This window comes from Kitasatospora sp. NPDC001309 (genome assembly GCF_042896295.1).
GTDB lineage: Bacteria > Actinomycetota > Actinomycetes > Streptomycetales > Streptomycetaceae > Kitasatospora.
In genome coordinates this window covers 50,856-70,704 of sequence record NZ_JBIAXC010000051.1, presented here as the reverse complement: position 1 = coordinate 70,704, position 19,849 = coordinate 50,856, and the positions used below count along the sequence as shown (strand labels likewise).

Below are 19,849 nucleotides of genomic sequence, written 5' to 3'. Positions count from 1 at the left end.
CCGTTGTGGGCGGCGATGCTGAGTCGTCCGTCCCAGGCCTTCAACAGCTCGACGGTGTCGTGGTGGCCGAGGGGGATGGACGCCATGCCGCCGTGTCCGCTGATGGTGAGGATGGCACGGCTGCGCAGGGCGGCGATCCGTGCGCCGTCGTGGAGGGTGAGGGCGCCGGCGATGGTGGCGGCGGCGATCTCGCCCTGGGAGTGGCCGATGACGGCGGCGGGGTGGATGCCGAGGGACTGCCAGAGTTCGGCGAGGGCGACCATGACGGCGAACAGGGTGGGCTGGACGACGTCGACGCGTGCGAGGTCGAGGGTGCCGCGCAGGGCGTCCGTCAGCGACCAGTCGATGTGCGGCGCGAGGGCGTCCTGGCAGCGGGCTATGGAGGCGGCGAACACGGGTGAGGTGTCGAGGAGTTCGGCGCCCATGCCGATCCACTGCGAGCCCTGCCCGGGGAAGACGAACACCGGACGGTCGTAGCTGCCGCTGCCGGTGGGGGCGGTGCCGTCGGCGATGGCGGCGAGAGCGCTGAGCAGTTCCTCACGGTTCTGTCCGATGGCGACGGCCCGGTGGTCCAGGTGGGCCCGTCCGGTGAGGAGGGTGTGGCCGACGGCCCGCAGGTCGGTGTCGGGGTGGTCCTGGAGGAACGCGGCCAACTGCCCTGCCTGCGCGCGCAGCGCCTGCTCGTCGCGGGCGGAGAGGACCCATGGCACCACGGGGAACGGCGAGTCGGTGGCGGAGTCCTCCGGCGAGGCGGCGGGCGAAGCAGCCGGCGCCTCCTCCAGGATCACGTGCGCGTTCGTCCCGCTCGCTCCGAACGCCGACACGCCCGCCCGTCGCGGACGCCCGTCCTCCTCGGGCCACTCCCTCGGCTCGGTCAGCAGCGACACCGCTCCCGAGGCCCAATCGACGTGCGGGGTCGGCTCGTTGACGTGCAGCGTCTGCGGCAGTACGCCGTTGCGCATCGCCATCACCATCTTGATGACGCCCGCCGCGCCCGCCGCGGCCTGGGTGTGCCCGATGTTGGACTTCACCGAGCCGAGCCAGAGCGGGCGTTCGGCGGGCCGGTCCTTGCCGTAGGTGGCGAGCAGGGCCTGCGCCTCGATCGGGTCACCGAGCGTGGTTCCCGTGCCGTGCGCCTCGACCGCGTCGACGTCGTCGGCGGCCAGTCGGGCGTTGTCGAGGGCCTGGCGGATGACGCGCTGCTGCGACGGCCCGTTGGGCGCGGTGAGCCCGTTGGAGGCGCCGTCCTGGTTGACGGCCGAGCCGCGGATGACGGCGAGGACGGGGTGCCCGTTGCGGCGGGCGTCGGAGAGCCGTTCCAGTAGGAGGACGCCGACGCCCTCGCCCCAGCCGGTGCCGTCGGCGGCGGCTGCGAAGGCCTTGCAGCGCCCGTCGGGGGCGAGGCCGCGTTGGCGGCTGAACTCGACGAACATGCCGGGGGCGGCCATGACCGCCGCGCCGCCGGCGAGGGCGGTCGAGCACTCGCCCCTGCGCAGCGACTGGCAGGCCAGGTGCAGGGCGACCAGCGACGAGGAGCACGCGGTGTCCACCGTGATCGCCGGGCCCTCCAGGCCGAACACGTACGACAGCCGGCCCGAGATGACGCTTGCCGCGCCGCCCGAGAGCAGGTACCCCTCCAGGCTCTCCGTGGCCCGCTGGGCGAGTGCCGCGTAGTCGACCTGTCCCGCGCCCATGAAGACGCCGGTCCGGCTGCCGCGCAGGGACTCGGGGGCGATGCCGGCCCGCTCGAAGGCCTCCCAGGAGGTCTCCAGCAGCAGCCGCTGCTGCGGGTCCATCGCCAGCGCCTCGCGCGGGCCGATGCCGAAGAACCCGGCGTCGAACCGGTCGGCACCGTCCACGAAGCCGCCCTCGCGGGCGTAGGTGTGGCCGGCCCGGTCGGGGTCCGGGTCGTACAGCGACTCCACGTCCCAGCCGCGGTCGGCGGGGAACGGGGTGACGGCGTCCCGGCCGTCCGCGACCAGCTGCCACAGCCGTTCGGCGGAGTCGGCGCCGCCGGGGTAGCGGCAGGCCATGCCGACGATCGCGATCGGTTCGGCCGCGACGGTCTCCGTCTCCTGGAGCCGGCGGCGCGTCTCCTGGAGGTCGGCGGTCACCCGCTTGAGGAAGTAACGGAGCTTGTCCTCGGTCTCGCTGGCCACAGTGGCGCTACCCCTTCGGATGGAACAGGAACAGGACGGCTGGTCGGCGGTGGCGCCGGCGGGAGGAGTCAGGAGATGCCGAGCTCGTTGGTGATGAAGTCGAAGACCTCGTCGTCGTCGGCGGAGTCCAACTCCAGTCCGGTGCCGGCGGACGGGTCGTCCGCCGGCCCGGGCCGCGGGCTCCAGCGGTCGGTCACGGCCCGCAGCCGATCGGCGATCCGGGCCCGCTCGGGGTGGTCGGCGCCGACCCCGGCGAGCACGGCTTCGAGGCGGTCCAGCTCCGCCAGGACCGGTGCGGCCGAGGGCGCGTCCTCGCGCGGGAGTTCCGCGTCCAGGTAGCGGGCGAGTTCCGCCGCCGTCGGGTAGTCGAAGACGAGCGTGGCCGGCAGGCGCAGCCCCGAGGCGGTGGTCAGGCGGTTGCGCAGTTCGACCGCGGTCAGCGAGTCGAAGCCGAGGTCGCCGAACGCCCGGTCCGCGCCCACCGCCGCCGGGGCCGAGTGGCCCAGCACCACGGCCACCTGAGCGCGCACCAGGTCCAGCAGGGCGCGTTCGCGCTCCGCGTCGGACAGCCCGGCGAGCCGCTGCCGCAGGCCGTCGGCCGCCGCGGCGTCCGGTCGGTGGGCGGGGGCGGCGGACGGGCCGGCCAGCCCGCGCAGCAGCGGCGGGAGGTCGGGGCCGGCCTGGCGCAGCGCGGCGGGGTCCAGCCGGACCGGCAGCGAGGTCGGGTCGGTTCCGGCGAGCGCCGCGTCGAACAGGGCCAGGCCGTCCTGCGGGCCGAGCGGGAGGACGCCCGAGCGCCGCATCCGGCCGAGCGTGGCCTCGTCGAGCGTGCCCGCCATGCCCCGGTCCTGCTGCCACGGGCCCCAGGCCAGCGACCGGGCGGGCAGGCCCCGCGCGGCGCGGTACTGGGCGAGGGCGTCGAGGAAGGCGTTCGCCGCCGCGTAGCCGCCCTGGCCGGCACCGCCGAGGGTGGCCGTGGCGGAGGAGAACAACACGAAGGCGGCGAGGCCGGCGTCCCGGGTGAGTTCGTGCAGGTGCCAGGCGGCGTCCGTCTTCGGGCGGAGCACGGCCTCGAAGCGTTCCTCGGTGAGGGAGGCCAGTGCCCCGTCCGCGACCACGCCGGCGGCGTGCACGACGGCGGTGAGCGGGTGGTCGGCGGGTACGGCGGCGAGGGCCCGGGCGAGGTCCTCGCGGTCGGCGGTGTCGCAGGCGGTGACGGTCACCCGGGCGCCCAGGTCGGTGAGTTCGGCGGTGAGTTCGGCCGCTCCGGGGGCCTCGGGGCCGCGGCGGCCGAGCAGCAGCAGGTGCCGCACGCCGTACGCGGTGACCAGGTGCCGGGCGAGCAGCGAGCCGAGCGCGCCGGTGCCGCCGGTGATCAGCACGGTGCCGTCCGGGTCGAGCGCGGCGGCCGTGTCGGCTGCTTCGGTCGTCGCCGGGCGGGCGGGTACCAGGCGCGGGGCCAGGACGGTGCCGGCGCGCAGGGCGAGCTGCGGTTCGCCGCCGACGGCCGCCCGGTCCAGTGCCGCGGTGGTGTCCGCGCCGCCGTCCGGGTCGAGGCCGTCACGGTGGTCGAGGCCGTCACGGTTGAGGTCGGCGGGGTGGTCGAGGTCGAGCAGGACGAAGCGGTCGGGCTGCTCGGCCTGGGCGGCCCGGACGAGACCCCACAGCGGCGCGTGGGCGAGGTTCGGGACGTCCGCGGCCGCGACCCGGCCGGTGGCGGGGTCGCCCGGGTCCGTCCGGTCGGCGGCCACCGCGCCGTGCGTCACCAGGACCAGCCGGGAGGCCGCGAACCGGTCGTCCGCCGCCCACGTGGTCAGCGTGGACCACGTCCGGCGCAGGGCCGCGCGCACCGCCGCGGGGAGGTCGCCCGTGGTGTCCGGCAGGGGCAGGACGACCGCGTCCGGCACCGGCAGTCCCGCGGTGACGGCCTCGCCGAGGGCCGTGAGGTCGGGGTGGCGGTCGAGACCGGGGAACCCGGCACCGTCCCCGAGCACGGCCCATCGGCCGCGTTCCCGTTCGACGCCGTCCGCGGCCGGGAGGGGAGCCCACTCGACCCGGAACAGCGCGTCGCCCAGCCCGGCCCGGGCCGCCGCGCGGAGTTGGTCGAGCGAGACCGGACGGGCCCGCAGGGCGCCGACCGAGGCGACCGGCGCGCCGGTCCCGTCGGCCACGTCCAGGGACATCGCGTCCGGTCCGGCCGGGGCCAGCCGCAGCCGCAGGGCGACCGCGCCGGGCCGGTGCACCCGCACGTTGTTCCAGGCGAAGGGCAGCAGGACCTGCTCGCCGGTGTTCCCGACCAGGCCCGCGTGCAGGGCTGCGTCGAGCAGGGCGGGGTGGACCCCGTACCCGTCCGCCCGGTTCAGTTCCGACTCGGGCAGGGCGACCTCGCCGTACACGTCGTCGCCCGCGCGCCACATCGCCCGCAGGCCCCGGAACGACGGGCCGTAGTCGAAACCGTCACGGGCGACGGCGGAGTAGAAGCCGTCGAGGTCCACCGGCTCGGCGCCCTCGGGCGGCCAGACGCCGGTCGGCCGCCAGCCCGCGCCGCCGTCCCCGGCGGCCAGCGTGCCGGCCGCGTGCCGGGTCCAGTCCGCGGTGTCGTCCGGCCGCGCGTACACGCCGATCGGGCGTCGGCCCGACCCGTCGGCCGCGCCGACCGTCACCTGCACCTGGGCCGTCCCGGTGCCGGCGAGGATCAGCGGCGCCTCCTGGTCGAGTTCCTCGACCGTCGTGCAGCCGGCCAGCCGGGCCGCGTGCAGCGCCAGTTCCAGGTACGCGGTGCCGGGCACCACCGTGCTGCCCAGCACCACGTGGTCGGCGAGCCAGCGGTGGGTGTGGGTCGACAGCCGGCCGGTGAGGAGCAGCCCGCCGCCCTCGGCCGGGGCGACGACGGCGCCGAGCAGCGGATGCCCGGCGCTCGCCACGCCCAGTTCGGCGGCCTCGGCGGGTGTTCCGTCGGCGGGGGCCAGCCAGTACCGCTCGCCCTGGAACGCGTACGTCGGCAGGTCCGGCCGGTGGCCGGCGGGGCCGACCAGTTCGGTGAGCAGGGCCGGCCAGTCCACCCGGGTGCCGCGCGCGTGGGCCCGGGCGACCGCGCCGAGCACGGTGTCCGACTCCGGGCGGCCGCGGCGCAGCAGCGGCGCCGCGGCGACGTCCCCGGTCCCGTCCCCGGCACTCTGCCGGACCATGGCGGACAGCACGCCGTCGGGGCCGAGTTCCAGGAAGGTCGTCACGCCCTGGTCGAGCAGGTGCCGGACGCCGTCGTGGAAGCGCACGCCCTCGCGCACGTGCCGGACCCAGTACTCCGACGTGCGGATCCGCTCGGCGGCGGCCGGCCGGCCGGTGAGGTTGGAGACGACCGGGATCGTCGGCTCGTGCAGCGTGAGGCCGTCGAGCACCTCGCGGAACGGGGCGAGCATGCCGTCCATGCGGGCGGAGTGGAAGGCGTGGCTGACGGTCAGCCGCTTCGTCCGGCGGCCCTGCGCGCTCAGCTGCTCGACGATCGGTGCGACCGCGTCCTCCTCGCCGGAGAGCACGACGGAGCGGGGCCCGTTGACGGCGGCGATGCCGGCCGCGCCGGCCGGCAGGTCGGTCAGCAGGTCGGTCAGCAGGGCGGTCACCTCCTGCTCCGTCGCCTCCACCGCCACCATCGCGCCGCCGGCGGGGAGCCGCTGCATCAGGTGGCCGCGGGCGGCCACCGCCGTGACCGCGTCCTCCAGCGAGAACACCCCGGCGACGTGGGCCGCCGCGAGTTCCCCGATCGAGTGCCCGAGGACGAAGTCCGGCCGCAGGCCCCAGGATTCGACCAGCCGGAACAGCGCCACCTCCAGCGCGAACAGGGCGGACTGGGTGAAGGCCGTCTCGTCCAGCCGGTCCGCCCCCGGCGCCCCCTCCTCGGCGAGCAGCACCTCGCGGACCGGCAGGCCGCTCCGCTTCGTCAGCAGGTCGCACACCCGGTCCAGCTCGGCCGCGAACACCGGGAAACGCCGGTACAGTTCGCGGCCGGCGCCGGCGCGCTGGGCACCCTGGCCGGTGAACAGGAACGCCAGCTTGCCGGTGCGGGTGGCCGAGCCCTGGACGAGGTCGGGGGCGTCGTCGCCCCGGCGCAGCGCGTCGAGGCCGGCGAGCAGCTCCTCGCGGCCGGTCCCGAGCACCACCGCGCGGTGGTCGAGGCCGGCCCGGGCGGTGGCCAGTGTCCACGCGACGTCCGCGGCCGCCCACTCCGGGGCGGCGGCCGCGGCGTCGGCCAGCCGACCGGCCTGGGCGCGCAGGGCCTCCGGGCTCCGGGCCGACAGCAGCCACGGGGTCGCGGTGGGTGCGGTGCGGCCGCCGGGGGCGGGCGGTTCCCCGACGGGCCGCTCCTCCACGGGCCGCTCCTCCACGGGCTGGTCCTCGACGTGCTGTTCCAGGATCACGTGGGCGTTGGTGCCGCTGATGCCGAAGGAGGAGACGGCGGCCCGCCGAGGGCGGTCGACGGCAGGCCAGTCGCGCCGCTCGGTGAGCAGTTCGACCGCGCCGCGGGACCAGTCGACCTGCGGGGTGGGCTCGTCGACGTGCAGGGTGGCGGGCAGGACGCCGTGGCGCATCGCCATCACCGTCTTGATGACGCCGGCGACGCCCGCGGCGAGCTGGGTGTGGCCGATGTTGGACTTCACCGAGCCGAGCCAGAGCGGCCGTTCGGCGGGCCGGTCCTGGCCGTAGGTGGCGAGCAGGGCCTGCGCTTCGATCGGGTCGCCGAGCCGGGTGCCGGTGCCGTGGGCCTCCACGGCGTCCACGTCGGCGGCGCTGAGCCGGGCGTCCGCGAGGGCGGCCCGGATCACCCGCTGCTGGGCCGGTCCGCTCGGCGCGGTCAGGCCGTTGGAGGCGCCGTCCTGGTTGACGGCGGAGCCGCGGACCACGGCGAGCACCGGGTGCCCGTTGCGGCGGGCGTCGGAGAGCCGCTCGACCAGCAGCACCCCGACGCCCTCGCCCCAGGCGGTGCCGTCGGCCGCGCCCGCGAAGGCCTTGCAGCGTCCGTCGGGGGCGAGGCCGCGCTGACGGCTGAACTCGATGAACATGTGCGGTGCCGCCATCACCGCCGCGCCGCCGACCAGCGCCATCGAGCACTCGCCGTCGCGCAGCGCCCGGCCGGCCAGGTGCAGGGCCACGAGCGAGGAGGAGCACGCGGTGTCCACCGTCACCGCCGGGCCCTCCAGCCCGAAGGTGTAGGCGAGCCGGCCGGAGGCGACGCTGACGGTGGTCCCGGTCAGCAGGTAGCCCTCGGAGCCCTCCGCGCCGCGCGGGTCGGAGGCGTAGCCGAGGGGGGAGGCGCCGACGAACACGCCGGTCGCGGTGCCGCGCACGGACTCCGGGTCGATGCCGGCGCGTTCGAAGACCTCCCAGGAGGTCTCCAGCAGGAGGCGCTGCTGCGGGTCCATGGCGAGCGCCTCGCGCGGGCTGATCCCGAAGAAGGCGGCGTCGAACCGTTCCGCGCCGCGGACGAAGCAGCCCGTCCGGACGTAGCTGCGGCCGGCCCGGTCGGGGTCCGGGTCGTACAGCTCCTCGGCGTCCCAGCCGCGTTCCGTCGGGAAGCCGGACAGGGCGTCGCGGCCGTCGGACACCAGGCGCCACAGCTCCTCGGGGCTGTCGACGTCACCGGGGTAGCGGCAGGCCATGCCGACGATCGCGATCGGCTCGTGCCGGGCCTCGGTCAGCCGGTGGTTCTGCTGCTGGAGCCGCTTGTTCTCCTTGAGGGAGAGCCGGAGCGCCTCCAGCACCCTGTTCTCCTGGGATCCAGCCTGTGATGCAGCCATCGTTGGTTCTCCGCAGTCCGAGCGCGATCAGAGGTCAGTGGTGCCGAAAGCCAGGCCGATCAGGTCGTCGGCGTCCATGGCGTCGATCTCGTCGAGGTCCCCGTCCGGTTCGGCCGGCGGCTCCTCCGGACCGGCGCCGGCCAGTGCCAGCAGGGCGTCGAGCAGGCCGGCGGCGCGCAGCCGGGCGGGCGGGACGGTCGCCAGGAGCCGGCTGATCTCGCCGTCGGAGGCCGGCCGGCCGGCGGCGGGCTCGGCCGGGGCCAGCTCGGTCCGGAGGAAGGCGGCCAGGGCTTCCGGCGTCGGATGGTCGAAGACCAGGGTGGCGGGCAGCCGGAGTCCGGTGGCGAGGTTGAGCCGGTTGCGCAGCTCGACGGCGGTGAGCGAGTCGAAGCCGAGCTGTTTGAACGCCCGGTCCGGCTGGACGGCCCCGCCCGTGGCGTGGCCGAGTACCACCGCCGCGTTGGTGAGCACCAGTTCCAGCAGCGCGCGGGTGCGTTCGGCCTCGGGCAGGGCGGCCAGCCGCAGGGCCGGGGCCGGCCCGTCGTCCGTTCCGGTGGCCGCCGCCGTGCGCCTGGTGCCGGCACCGACCAGCCGGCGCAGCAACGGCGGCACCGAGCCGGACTGGAAGGCGGTACGGGCGGTCGCGACGTCGAGCTTCATCGCCACCAGCTGGTCCCGGTCGGAGGGCAGTGCCGCGCTGAACATCGACACGCCGTCGCCGTCGGACAGCGGGCTCACCCCCGAGCGCCGCAGCCTGGCCAGGTCGGTGCTGCCGAGGTGGCCGGTCATGCCGCTGGCCCGCTCCCACAGGCCCCAGGCGATCGACAGGCCCGGCAGGCCCTCGGCGCGGCGGCGCCGGGCGAGCGCGTCGAGGAAGGCGTTGGCGGCGGCGTAGTTGCCCTGGCCGGGGCCGCCCAGGACGGCCGCCGAGGAGGAGAACAGGACGAAGGCGCCGAGGTCCGCGTCGCGGGTCAGCTCGTGCAGGTGCCAGGCGGCGTCCGCCTTGGGGCGCATCACGGCCGAGACCTGGGCCGGCGTCAGCGAGGCGACCACCGCGTCGTCCAGCACGCCGGCGGCGTGGACGACGGCGGTGAGCGGGTGGTCGGCGGGTACGGCGGCGAGGGCCCGGGCGAGGTCTTCGCGGTCGGCGGTGTCGCAGGCGGTGACGGTCACCCGGGCGCCCAAGTCGGTCAGTTCGGAGGTGAGTTCGGCCGCTCCGGGGGCCTCGGGGCCGCGGCGGCCGAGCAGCAGCAGGTGCCGCACGCCGTGCTCGGTGACCAGCTGCCGGGCCACCAGTGCGCCGAGCGCGCCGGTGCCGCCGGTGATCAGCACGGTGCCGTCCGGGGCCGGGACCGTCGGCATGGTGAGCACCACCTTGCCGACGTGCCGGGCCTGGCTCATGAAGCGGAACGCGTCCAGCGCCCGCCGCACGTCCCAGGTGCGGGCGGGGATCGGACGGAGCACCCCGCGTTCGAACAGCGGCATGAGCTCGGCCATCATCCGGCCGATCCGGTCGTAGCCGGCCTCGATCAGGTCGAACCAGAGGTAGGAGGTGCCGGGGTGGGCGGCGGTGACCTCGGCCGCGTCGCGGATGTCGGTCTTGCCCATCTCCACGAACCGCCCGCCGTCGGCGAGCAGCCGCAAGGAGGCGTCGACGAACTCGTTGGCGAGGGAGTTGAGCACCACGTCCACGCCCCGGCCCCCGGCGGCGGCGCGGACCCGCTGCTCGAAGTCGAGACTGCGCGAGGAGGCGATCCGCTCCGGCGGGATGCCGAGCGCGCGCAGGGTGCCCCACTTGGCCGGGCTGGCGGTGGCGAACACCTCGGCGCCCAGGTGGCGGGCCAGTTGGATCGCCGCCAGGCCGACGCCGCCGGTCGCCGAGTGGATCAGCACCGACTCGCCGGTGCCCAGCCCGGCGAGGTCGACCAGGCCGTAGTAGGCGGTCAGGAAGGCGATCGGCACCGAGGCCCCCTCGGTGAACGTCCAGCGCGCGGGGAGCGGGACGAGCAGCCGCTGGTCGACCACGGCGACCGGCCCGAACGAGCCGGGCACCATCCCCATCACGCGGTCGCCCGGGGCGAACGCGGTGACGCCGGGGCCGGTCTCCAGCACGACACCGGCGGCCTCCCCGCCCATGACGTCCTGGTCGACCATGCCCAGGCCGAGCAGCACGTCGCGGAAGTTCATGCCGGCGGCCCGTACGGCCAGCCGGACCTGGCCGGGGCCGAGCGGTGCGGAGGCCGCCGGGTGGGGGAGGAGGGCGAGGTTCTCCAGCGTGCCCTTCGCGGTGGTGTCCAGGCGCCAGTCGGGCGTGTCCGCCGGGGGCTCCAGCAGTCGGCCGGTGCTCGCCCGGACGAGCCGCGGGGCGAGCAGGACGCCCTGGCGGAGCGCGAGTTGGGGCTCGGCGGTGGCGAGCGCGGCGGCCAGGGTGAGCGGCAGCCCGTCAGGGTGCCCGTCCAGGTCGAGGAGGACGAAGCGGCCCGGATGCTCGGTCTGGGCGGAGCGCACCAGGCCCCACACCGCGGCGTGGGCGAGGTCCGGCACGCTTTCGCCGTCGGCGGCCGCCACCGCGCCCCTGGTCAGCACGACGAGCCGGGAGGCGGCGAACTGCTCGTTCGTCAGCCAGTCCTGAATGACCGTCAGGATTCGGCCGACGGCCTCGCGCGCGGCGGCGGGGGCGTCGTCCGGCGATTCGGGGCCGGCGCAGGTGACCAGGACGGCGTCCGGGACCGTCGCACCGGCCTCCACGGTCCCGGCGAGGGCGGTGAGGTCGGGATGCGTGCCGAGCCGCAGGTCGTCGGGCAGCCCGAGGCGGTCGGTGCCGAGCAGGACCCAGCGTCCGGCCGCTGCCCCGGGCGGGGGCGGCACTTCGCTCCAGTCCACACCCAGCAGCGGGTCCGCGCCGTCGTCGGCCGCGGATCGCAGCTGCTCGCGGTCCACCGGGCGGCTCGCCAGCGACGCCGCCCGGGCGACCGGCGCGCCGCTTCCGTCGGCCACCGCGAGGGTGACCGCGTCGCCCCCGGCCGGTGACAGCCGTACCCGGAGGGCGGTCGCGCCGGTGGCGTACAGGGAGACGCCGCTCCAGGAGAACGGCAGTCGCACCTCGCCCGGGGCCGCGGCCGCGACCGCGTGCAGGGCCGCGTCCAGCAGGGCGGGGTGCAGGCCGAACTCGGCGGCCGCGTCGTGCTGTTCGCGCGGCAGCCGCACCTCGGCGAACAGCTCCTCGCCCTGGCGCCAGAGCGCGTGCAGGCCCTGGAACGCCGGACCGTAGCCGAGGCCGTCGGCGGCCAGGCGCGGGTAGAGGTCCGTGAGGTCCACCGGCAGCGCGCCGGCCGGTGGCCAGGCGGTGAGATCCCAGGCCGGCTGCTCGGCGTCGGTGGCCAGGACGCCGGTCGCGTGCCGGGTCCAGGGGGCGTCGGGGCGGTCCGGGCGGGAGTGGACGGAGACGGGGCGCCGTCCGTCCTCGGCTGCGGGGCCGACCCGGAGCTGGAGCTGGACCGATCCGTCCTCCGGGAGCAACAGGGGTGCCTGGAGGGTGAGTTCGTCGAGGACCTCGCAGCCGGTGCGGTCGCCCGCGTGGAGGGCGAGTTCGACGAGGGCGGTGCCGGGGAGGAGCGCGGTGCCGAAGACGGCGTGGTCGGCGAGCCAGGGGTGGGTGGCGGCGGAGAGCAGGCCGGTGAGGACGTGCTCGTCGTCGTCGGCGAGGGGGAGCAGGGCACTGAGGAGGGGGTGGTCGGCAGCGGTGAGGCCGGCGGCGCGGACGTCTCCGGCGGCTGCGGGGGCGTCGAGCCAGAAGCGTTCGCGTTGGAAGGGGTAGGTGGGGAGGTCGAGGTGGTGAGGACCGTCGGTGGGGAGGAGGGCCGTCCAGTCGACGGGGAGGCCGTGGATGTGGATCTCGGCGGCGGAGGCGAGGAGTCGGCGGAGGCCGCCCTCGTTGCGGCGGAGGGTGCCGGTGGTGACGGCGGGCTGGTCGGCGGCCTCGGCGGTGTCCTGGACGGTGGTGGTGAGGACGGGGTGGGGGCTGGCCTCGATGAAGGTGTGGTGGCCGTCGGTGAGGGCGGAGCGCAGCGCGTCGGTGAGGAGGACGGGTTGGCGGAGGTTGGTGTACCAGTAGTCGGCGTTGAGTTGGGTGGTGTCGATTCGCTCGCCGGTGACGGTGGAGTAGAAGGGGATGTCGGCGGGCTTGGGGGTGATGCCGCTGAGCTGTTCGGCGAGCTGGTCGCGGACTTGTTCGACGTGGTGGGTGTGGGAGGCGTAGTCGACGTCGATGCGGCGGGCGCGGATGCCGGTTTCGTCGCAGTGGGTGAGGAGTTGGTCGAGGGCGTCGTGGTCGCCGGCGATGACGGTGGTGGTGGGGCCGTTGTGGGCGGCGACGCTGAGCCGTCCGTCCCAGGCGGTCAGCAGCTCGACGGTGTCGTGGTGGTTGAGGGGGATGGACGCCATGCCGCCGTGTCCGCTGATGGCGAGGATGGCACGGCTGCGCAGGGCGGCGATGCGGGCGCCGTCTTCGAGGGTGAGGGCTCCGGCGATGGTGGCGGCGGCGATCTCGCCCTGGGAGTGGCCGATGACGGCGGCGGGGTGGATGCCGAGGGACTGCCAGAGTTCGGCGAGGGCGACCATGACGGCGAACAGGGTGGGTTGGACGACGTCGACCCGCCCGAGGTCGAGGGTTCCGCGCAGGGCGTCCGTCAACGACCAGTCGATGTGCGGCGCCAGCGCCTCCTGGCAACGGGCGATGGAGGCGGCGAACACGGGTGAGGTGTCGAGGAGTTCGGCGCCCATGCCGATCCACTGCGAGCCCTGTCCGGGGAAGACGAACACCGGACGCTCGAAGCTTCCGCCGCCCACCACGACCCCCGGCGCGGCGGTGCCGTCGGCGACGGCGGTGAGGCCGCTCAGCAGCTCCGCGCGGTCCTCGCCGATCACCACCGCCCGCTGCTCGAACGCCGACCGGCCCGACACCAGGGCCGCGGCCACCGCGGCCGGCTCCCACTCCGGGTGAGCCTCGACCGCCGCCCGCAGCCGCTCGGCCTGGGTACGCAGGGCCCGCTCGTCCCGGGCGGACAGCACCCACGGCAGCGCGGCGCCGCCGACCGCAGCCGGAGCAACCGCCGGCTGCTCGCTCGGCTGCTCGGCCGGTTCTTCCGCCGGTGCCTCCTCCAGGATCACGTGCGCGTTCGTCCCGCTGACCCCGAACGAGGACACGGCCGACCGCCGGGGCCGCCCCGTCCGCGGCCATTCCCGTGCCTCGGTGAGCAGTTCGACGGCACCGGAGGACCAGTCGACGTGCGGGGTCGGCTCGTCGACGTGCAGCGTGCGCGGCAGTACGCCGTGCCGCATCGCCAGCACCATCTTGATCACGCCGCCGACCCCGGCCGCGGCCTGGGTGTGGCCGATGTTGGACTTCAACGAGCCCAGCAGCAGCGGCCGTTCGGCCGGCCGGTCCTTGCCGTAGGTGGCGAGCAGGGCCTGCGCCTCGATCGGGTCGCCCAGCCGGGTGCCCGTGCCGTGCGCCTCCACCGCGTCGATCAGGTCCGGTGACAGGTCGGCCTCGGCGAGGGCGGCCCGGATCACCCGCTGCTGCGAGGGGCCGTTGGGCGCGGAGAGGCTGCTGCTGGCACCGTCCTGGTTCACCGAGGAGCCGCGCAGTACGGCGAGCACCGGGTGCCCGTTGCGGCGGGCGTCGGAGAGCCGCTCGACCAGCAGCATGCCGGCGCCCTCGCCCCAGGCGGTGCCGTCGGCGGCGGCCGCGAAGGACTTGCAGCGCCCGTCCCGGGCGAGGCCGCCCTGCCGGCTGAACTCGACGAAGGTGTCGGGCGTGGCCATCACCGTGACGCCGCCGGCCAGCGCCATCGTGCAGTCGCCGCGCCGGACGGCCTGGGCGGCGAGGTGGAGGGCCACCAGGGAGGAGGAGCAGGCCGTGTCCACGGTCACCGCCGGCCCCTCCAGTCCGAGCGCGTAGGCGATCCGTCCGGACGCGACGCTGCCCGCGGTGCCGCTGCCCAGGAAGCCCGCGACCGACTCGTCCACCGAGGTCAGCCGGGTGCCGTAGTCGTGGTACATCAGGCCGGTGAACACCCCGACCCGGGTGCCGCGCACCGTCGCGGGGGGAATGTCCGCGCGCTCGAACGCCTCCCACGCGGTCTCCAGCAGCAGCCGCTGCTGGGGGTCCATGGCGAGCGCCTCGCGCGGGCTGATGTCGAAGAACCCGGGGTCGAACCGGTCGGCGTCGTCGAGGAAGCCGCCCTCGCAGACGTAGGAGGTGCCGGGGCGCAGGCCGTCGGGGTCGTAGAAGTCCTCGGTGCGCCAGCCGCGTTCGGCGGGTGGCGCACCGACGGCGTCCCGTCCGGCGGCCGCCAGCTCCCACAGCTCCTCCGGGGTCCGGACCCCGCCCGGGTAGCGGCAGCTCATTCCGACGATCGCGATCGGCTCGCGGTCGGCGGCCTCCAGCTCGGCCACCCGGCGGCGTGCCTCGCCGAGTTCGGCGGCAGCCCACCGGAGGTGCTCGCGAAGCTTGTCTTCATGTGCCACTTGAGCCTGCTCCTAAAGCCGGTGCGGGGGTCGATCCGTGCGGGGTTCGGCCCTCAGCGGGCGCGCAACTGGTCGAGTACGTCGAAGAGTTCGTCGTCGGTCGCCGAGGCGAGGTCGGTTCGGTCGGCGCCGTCCCGGCCGTCGTCGTCCCAGCGGGAGAGGAGGTCCCTCAGCCGGTGGGTGATCGCCGTCCGGGCCTGGTCGTCGTCGGTGAAGGGCGCCAGGAACGCCTCCAGCCGGTCGAGTTCCGCGAGCGCGGGGCCCACCTCCGTCATCTCCTCGGCGCCGAACCGGGCGCTGAGGTGATCGGCCAGAGCCGTCGCGGTGGGGTGGTCGAAGACCAGGGTGCTGGGCAGTTGGAGGCCGGTGGCCTCCTGGAGCCGGTCCTGGAGTTCGAGGTTGGCGAGCGAGTCGAAGCCCAGGTCGACGAAGCCCTGACCGGGGTCGATGTCCTCGGGGCCGGACTCGGCCAGCACGACCGCCGCGTGGGTGCGGACGAGGTCGAGCAGGGCCCTCCGGCGTTCGGACTCCGGCATCGCCCGCAGGCGCTGCGCGAAGCCGGCCGCCGGGTCCGCCGCCGGAACCGCTGACGCCGGAACCGCTGCCGCAGCCGCGGCGGGAGTCGGCTCCGCGACCGGTTCCCGCAGCAGCGACGGGACCTGTCCCCGTTCGGCCCGGCCCCGCACCGCCACGGGGTCCAGCCGGACCGGGACCAGCACCGGCTCAGTGATCATCATACGGGCGGTGTCGAAGAGATCAAGTGCCTGTTCCGCGGAGAGGGCGCCGAACCCGTTCCGCTCCAACTTGGCTGTCTGCTGGGTGTTCAGACGCTCGGTCAGGGCGCTGCGCTCGGCCCACATTCCCCACGCGAGGGACAGGCCCGGCAGGCCCTCGGCGTGGCGCTGCCGGGCGAGCGCGTCCAGGAAGGCGTTCGCCGCGGCGTAGTTGGCCTGGCCGGCGGTGCCGAGGACGCCGGAGGCGGAGGAGAACAGGACGAAGGCGTCCAGTCCCAGCGAGCGGGTCAGCTCGTGCAGGTGCCAGGCCGCGTCCACCTTCGGCCGCAGGACGGCATCGAGCCGTTCGGGGGTGAGCGCGGTCAGCAGGCCGTCGTCGGTCGCGCCGGCCGCGTGCACCACGGCCGTCAACGGGTGCTCCCCGGGGATCGAACGCAGCAGGCCGGCCAGGGCCGCACGGTCGGAGGCGTCGCAGGCGGCCACCGTGACGTCGGCCCCCAGCGCGGTCAGCTCCGCGACCAGTTCGACCGCGCCCGGCGCCCGCTCCCCCCGCCGCCCGGCCAGCAGGAGGTGCCGGGCACCGCGGACGACCAGGTGCCGGGCGAGCAGCGAGCCGAGCGTGCCCGTGCCGCCGGTGACCAGGACGGTGCCGTTCGGGTCGAAGGAGGGGGCGGGGGAGGGGCTGTCGCCGGCGGGCCGTTCCGCCTCCACCAGCCGTGGTGCCAGGAGGTCGGACCGGCGCAGCGCCAGTTGCGGTTCGTCCCGGGCCAGGACCAGCGCCCGGGTCAGGTCGGCCTCGGCGGGATCGGCGGGATCCGCCGCGTCGAGGTCCAGGAGGCCGAAACGCCGGGGGTGCTCGGACAGGGCCGACCGCAGCAGTCCCCAGACCGCCGCCGAGGCCAGGTCGGGTGACGCGGTGTCGGCCCCCGCGGCCTGCGCGCCCCGGGTGGCCACGACCAGTCGCGCGGCGGCGAACCGCGGCTCGGCGAGCCAGGCCCGCACCAGCGACAACGCGTCGGCGGTGGCGGAGTGGACGGCGGCCGGCAGCTCGCCGCCGGCCGGCAGGAGGGGTGCGAGCACCACGTCCGGCACCGGTGTCCCGGCCGCGGCCAGGGCCGTGAGGTCCGGGTAGCGGAGCGCGGAGGCCGTCGGCAGCCCGGCGCCCACCACCGCCGTCCGCACGGCGGACGGCTGCGCGGGTGCCGGTACCGGCGCCCATCGGACCCGCCACAGCAGGGGGGAGCCGGTGGCGTCACCGTGCAGTGTCCGGGAACGCAGGCTCGTGACCGACGCCACCGGGACACCCGCCGGGTCGGCCGCCTCGACGGTCATCGCGTCCGGTCCGGCGGGCGCGAGCCGCACCCGCAGCGCGGTCGGGCCCGTCCCCCGGATCGAGACGCCGTGCCAGGCGAACGGGACCGGGACCGGCCCCGCGGTCGGCGCAGCGGCGGCACCGGCCTGCAGCGCGGCGTCCAGCAGGGCCGGGTGGAGGCCGTACCGCGCGGCGTCGGCCCGGTCCGCCTCGGCCAGGGCCACCTCGGCGAACACCTCCTCGCCGCGGCGCCAGAGCGCGCGCAGCCCGCGGAAGGCGGGACCGTAGTCGATGCCGAGGCCGGCGAAGCGGCGGTAGCATCCGTCGAGCTCGACCGGCTCGGCGCCGGCCGGCGGCCAGGAGACCAGGTCCGACGACGGGGCCGGCTCCTCGACGGACACCGTGGCGGTGGCGTGCCGACGCCAGGGGGCGTCCTCGGGCCCGGCCGGGCGGGAGGACAGCTCCACCGGGCGGCGGCCGGCTCCGTCCGGGACGCCGACGGCCAGCCTGATCCGGACGCCGCCCTCCGGGGCGGTCTCCCGGCCGGGGAGCTCCAGCGGGGCGTGCAGGGTCAGCTCCTCGATGTGCGCGCAGCCCGTCCGGGCGCCCGCCCAGCGGACCAGCTCGACCACCGCGGTGCCGGGGAGCAGCACCCGCCCGTGCACGGTGTGGTCGGCGAGCCAGGGCAGCTCGCCGGGTGACAGCCGTCCGGTGAACAGCAGCCCTCCGTCGGCGGGGAGTTCCACCGCGGCCCGGAGCAGCGGGTGGTCCGCCGGGGCGAGCCCGGCCGCGGCCACGTCGGGGTCGGCCGGTCCGTCCTCCAGCCAGTAGCGGCGGCGCTGGAACGGGTAGGTCGGCAGGTCGACCGGGCGCAGCCCGGCGGCGGGGAACGCCGCCGACCAGTCGGCCGGCCCGCCGTGGACGTACAGCTCGGCCAGGGCCGCGAGGAGCCGGTCCTGGGCGGCGAGGGCCTCGTCGGGGTCGCCGAAGGGGCCCTCGGGGCCGCCGACCACCCGGACCCTCCCGTCCGCGGCGCCCGCGATCCGGGCGGCCTGCTCGGGTCCGAGGGCGACGAACCGGGTGTGGCCGCGCTCCAGCATGTCGCGCACCGCGTCGTCCGGATCGCCCGGCAGCAGCGGAACCCGGGCACCGGAGGGGTCGACCGGCCCGCCGGACACCGCCGCGCGCGCCCCCTCCGCCAGCGAGAGGGCCTGCGCGACGCAGGCTCCCGCAGCCGCGCCGGCGCCGTCGCCCGGTGCGACCACGGCGGCCGGGTCCACCCCGTGCCCCTGCCACCACCCGGCGAGGGCGACCAGCACGGCCCATCCCACCGCGCGGTCGACCTCCGGGCGGGCCGGGTCGGGCGCGCCCTCGGCCCCGCGCAGCACCTGCGTGGCGGACCAGCCGGCGACCTCCACGAGCGCCGCGTCGCAGGCGGCCAGCCGCTCCGCGAACAGCGGCGAGGCGTCCAGCAGGCGCAGTACGCCGTCGGTGCGCTCCGCCGGCCGCTCCGGCAGCACGAACACCACCCGGGCGTCCCCCCGGGCGACGCCCCGGACCAGGCCGGGCCCCGGTTCGCCCGCCGCCAGCGCGGCCAGGCCCGCCCGGAACCCGGCCGGGTCCGTCCCCAGGAGGACGGCCCGGTGCTCGAAGGTCGCACGGGTGCGCGCCAGCGCCGCCCCCACCTCGGCGGCGGACCGGCCGGGGTGCCCGTCCAGGTGCTCCGACAGCCGTGCGGCCTGCGCGCGCAGCGCGGCCTCGGTCCGGCCGGAGAGCACCCACGGCAGCATCGCCCTGCGGGCCGGGCCGGGGTCGGCCGGCTCCGACCCGGCCCGTCCCGCCGGCTCGGGACGTCCGCCCTGCTCCGGCTCGGCCTCCTCCAGGACGAGGTGCGCATTGGTGCCGCTCACCCCGAAGGACGACACCCCGGCCCGGCGCGGCCGCCCGCTCACCGGCCACGGCCGGGCGGCGGTCAGCGGGGACACCGCGCCGGCCTCCCAGTCGACGTGCGGATTCGCCCCGTCGAGGTGCAGGGTGCGCGGCAGCACGCCGTGGCGCATCGCCATCACCGTCTTGATGACGCCGGCCACCCCCGCCGCCGCCTGGGCGTGCCCGATGTTGGACTTCACCGAGCCGAGCCACAGCGGCTCCGCCCCGGCCCGCTCCTGGCCGTAGGTGGCCAGCAGCGCCTGGGCCTCGATCGGGTCGCCGAGCGTGGTCCCGGTGCCGTGCGCCTCCACCGCGTCCACGTCCCGCGCCGACAGCCCGGCGTTCTCCAGCGCCTGCCGGATCACCCGCTGCTGGGCGGGCCCGCTCGGGGCCGTCAGGCCGCTGCTCGCGCCGTCCTGGTTGACCGCGCTGCCCCGGATCACGGCGAGGACGTGCCGGCCGTTCCGCCGGGCGTCGGAGAGGCGTTCCAGCAGCAGCATCCCGACGCCCTCGCCCAGGCCGGTCCCGTCGGCCCGGGCCGAGAACGCCTTGCAGCGCGCGTCGGGCGCCAGGCCCCGCTGCCGGCTGAACTCGACCAGCGCCATCGGCGAGGCCATCACGGTCACACCGCCGGCGAGGGCGAGCGAGCACTCGCCGCTCCGCAGCGCCTGCGCCGCCTGGTGCAGGGCCACCAGGGACGACGAGCACGCGGTGTCGAGGGTGACGGCCGGACCCTCCAGGCCGAAGGTGTACGCGACCCGGCCGGAGGCGACGCTGCCGGTACTGCCGTTGCCGACGTAGCCCTCGAACTCACCCGGCACCCGGCGCAGCCGCGAGGCGTAGTCCTGGTAGATCACCCCGGCGAAGACGCCGGTCCGGCTGCCGCGCAGGGTCTCCGGGGCGATCCCCGCCCGCTCGAAGGCCTCCCAGGAGGTCTCCAGCAGCAGCCGCTGCTGCGGGTCGGTGGCCAGCGCCTCGCGGGAGCTCATGCCGAAGAACGCCGGGTCGAACTCGGCCGCGTCGTGCAGGAAGCCGCCCTCGCGGACGTACACCGTGCCGTGTCGGGCCGGGTCGGGGTCGTGCAGGCCGCCGTCCCAGCCGCGGTCCGTCGGGAAGGGCGAGATCGCGTCCCGCTCCTCGGCCACCACGCGCCACAGGTCCTCCGGGGAGGCGACCCCGCCGGGGTAGCGGCACGCCATGCCGACGATCGCGATCGGCTCACGGGCCCCCTCCTCGACCTCCTGGAGCCGCCGGCGGGTCCGGCGCAGGTCGACGGTCAGCCGCTTGAGCGCGTCGACGACCTTCTCGCTACTCGTCATTCCGCTGTGCGCCTCTCTGTTCAACGACGGGTCCGAGTTCAAGGACGGGTCCGACGGTGGGCCCGGGGTGGGC

The 19,849-nt window shown here is 76.3% G+C and carries 3 protein-coding genes and 1 pseudogene; all 4 read right to left on the bottom strand.

Features of this window, described 5'->3' with window-relative positions; all coding sequences use genetic code 11:
• The coding region (locus tag ACFY2K_RS35990; RefSeq protein ID WP_387716878.1) for a type I polyketide synthase at positions 1-2,159 on the bottom strand (2,159 nt) is incomplete at its 3' end.
• Positions 2,160-2,227: 68 nt separating this feature from the next.
• Positions 2,228-7,915, bottom strand: coding sequence for a type I polyketide synthase (locus ACFY2K_RS35985; protein WP_387716886.1), 5,688 nt, complete (start codon positions 7,913-7,915; stop codon positions 2,228-2,230).
• A gap of 63 nt (positions 7,916-7,978) precedes the next feature.
• Positions 7,979-14,473, bottom strand: a pseudogene (locus tag ACFY2K_RS35980) (SDR family NAD(P)-dependent oxidoreductase); the annotation flags it as partial.
• Between the two features lie 62 nt (positions 14,474-14,535).
• Positions 14,536-19,776 (bottom strand): type I polyketide synthase, encoded by a 5,241-nt coding sequence (locus tag ACFY2K_RS35975; protein ID WP_387716876.1) that lies wholly within the window; start codon positions 19,774-19,776, stop codon positions 14,536-14,538.
• Between the last annotated feature and the right edge of the window lie 73 nt (positions 19,777-19,849).

Excerpts from the sequence above, each read along its gene's own strand:
- ACFY2K_RS35975 (WP_387716876.1), bottom strand. The coding sequence starts at position 19,776 with ATGACGAGTAGCGAGAAGGTCGTCGACGCGCTCAAGCGGCTGACCGTC.